The following is a 1,729-nucleotide window of genomic DNA, read 5'->3' on the forward strand; positions in this document are numbered from 1 at the left end:
GTCTGCCCTTGTTGCGGGTGCAAAAATAACCCCTTTATTTACATTTACAAGCCTTTTTATTGTATAATTTCAATGTTTTTCCGAAACTTCCCCTTAACACTCTGATAACACAAAACTTAACTTTTTGTTGTTTTTACCATTTATAGGAATTGCCCTACTTGTGTTATATTTCTCGCAATATAATTGATTTAGACATGCCTGTTTAAGTGGCTTCGCAAATACTCTTCTTTTGAAAACCGGCACCTAGCGCCGATAGTCCCGAAGCTTCGTGAAGAATTTTGGCAATGGAATATACTTGAAATATCAAACAAATCTAAAAGTATTGCTTGTAGAAAATATGGTCGCAAGCGCTCCGGAATATGGTAAATACGTAGATGAAGTGCTTGCCAAACAAATGAAACCAAAAGTACTTGCAGAATTAGGGCATTAGAAGCAAAAAAAAGACTTCAATAATCCTCGTCACATGGGACTTCTCATTGTTAACTTCTACAAAAAAACATTTATGTCGATTAAAAGAATTGCCTGACGGCTTAAATCGCGCAAGTAAGCATGTCAATGGAGAAATCTATAGTTTGATGAAGGGATCAAGTAATTTGGATTAGTGGAAGTTTAGCAAAATGGGATATTAAGAATCGTCTAAACTTACTTCTTATGAACAAGGAAGACGAAATACTTCATCTTTATCTAAAAGAGATTAATTCGATATGTAAAGAATACAGGGAATCCAAATTAAGTTCAAAAGGATTCTTTGATAAAATAACAGTTCAGGATTTCCCAATCCGAGGACATCACGCTCATCTGCATATTATCCGAAGAAGATAGCTTCAGGAAGATACTGTTAAAGTAGTTTTAGGGATTGGAATTTAGTAGCAGACGGAACTCGGGTAACCCAAGAGTTTGCGTCTTTTTTAAAAGAGATCAATAGATTCCAGTCCAAATGATTGTCATATCATTGCTTCTTTTTACGGAGTTTCGGGCAGGAATTTGCAATGCCGATACAAAGATTTTCAACTGATTTCAAGGTTTGGAATCAAATATCACATGCAAAAAAATGATTGCTTTTTCCACAAAATATTGGAAAACGTTTATCAATAGATGAAACACCTCTTTCTAATGGTGAGTTCTATACTATTTTAACCAACAAATAAAGGCAGAAAAGGAACTATGGTAGCTATGGTTGCAGGAACCAAAGCTGAGGCAGTTGTTGCCGTTATTGAAAAAATCCCTCTTAAACTACGCAACCTAGTCAAGGAAATTACTTTGGATATGGCCGGTAATATGGGATTAATTGCTAAAAGATGTTTCCCAAATACAACTCGGGTCACAGATCGTTTTCATGTTCAAAAATTAGCATTAGAGACTTTACAGGAAATTAGAATTAAATATCGCTGGGAAGCTATAGATCTAGAAAATGAAAACATAGAGAGCTAAGAAGTCAAATGTAAATTTCGAATCCAAGATACTTTCAAATGAGGACATCCTTAAGCAATTCCTAGCCAGAAGCCTCTATTTCTTGTACAAAACAAAATCGAAATGGACTCAAAATCAAACAGAACGTACTGCAATACTATTTGAATTGTATCCTGATATTCAAAAAGGATGTAATCTAACTCAAGAGCTCCGTGGAATCTTTGAGAACACAAAAGATAAAATCATAGGCTTTGCTAAACTAGCTAAATGGCACGAAAAAGTAAATCAATCCGGGTTTAAGTCTTTTGGTACAATCTCT

The 1,729-nt window shown here is 34.9% G+C and carries 4 protein-coding genes; all 4 read left to right on the top strand.

Annotation, left to right across the window (positions count from 1 at the left end):
• Positions 1–295: 295 nt before the first annotated feature.
• Positions 296–430 carry a hypothetical protein gene (locus KHA90_RS25660; RefSeq protein ID WP_262899379.1) on the top strand — a complete coding sequence of 45 codons (135 nt, stop codon included), beginning with the start codon at positions 296–298 and terminating at the stop codon, positions 428–430.
• A gap of 221 nt (positions 431–651) precedes the next feature.
• Positions 652–822: an ISAon1 family transposase N-terminal region protein gene (locus tag KHA90_RS24980; RefSeq protein ID WP_213308236.1), complete on the top strand. Its 171-nt coding sequence runs from the start codon at positions 652–654 to the stop codon at positions 820–822.
• 342 nt (positions 823–1,164) lie between these two features.
• A complete protein-coding gene (locus KHA90_RS25665; protein ID WP_262899380.1) occupies positions 1,165–1,431 on the top strand; it encodes a transposase in 267 nt (88 codons plus the stop codon).
• A gap of 46 nt (positions 1,432–1,477) precedes the next feature.
• The coding region (locus KHA90_RS25670; RefSeq protein ID WP_317197425.1) for a transposase at positions 1,478–1,729 on the top strand (252 nt) is incomplete at its 3' end.

It is taken from the genome of Flavobacterium psychroterrae (genome assembly GCF_018380615.1).
Classification (GTDB): domain Bacteria; phylum Bacteroidota; class Bacteroidia; order Flavobacteriales; family Flavobacteriaceae; genus Flavobacterium; species Flavobacterium psychroterrae.

Excerpts from the sequence above, each read along its gene's own strand:
- KHA90_RS24980 (WP_213308236.1), top strand. The coding sequence starts at position 652 with ATGAACAAGGAAGACGAAATACTTCATCTTTATCTAAAAGAGATTAAT.
- KHA90_RS25665 (WP_262899380.1), top strand. The coding sequence starts at position 1,165 with ATGGTAGCTATGGTTGCAGGAACCAAAGCTGAGGCAGTTGTTGCCGTT.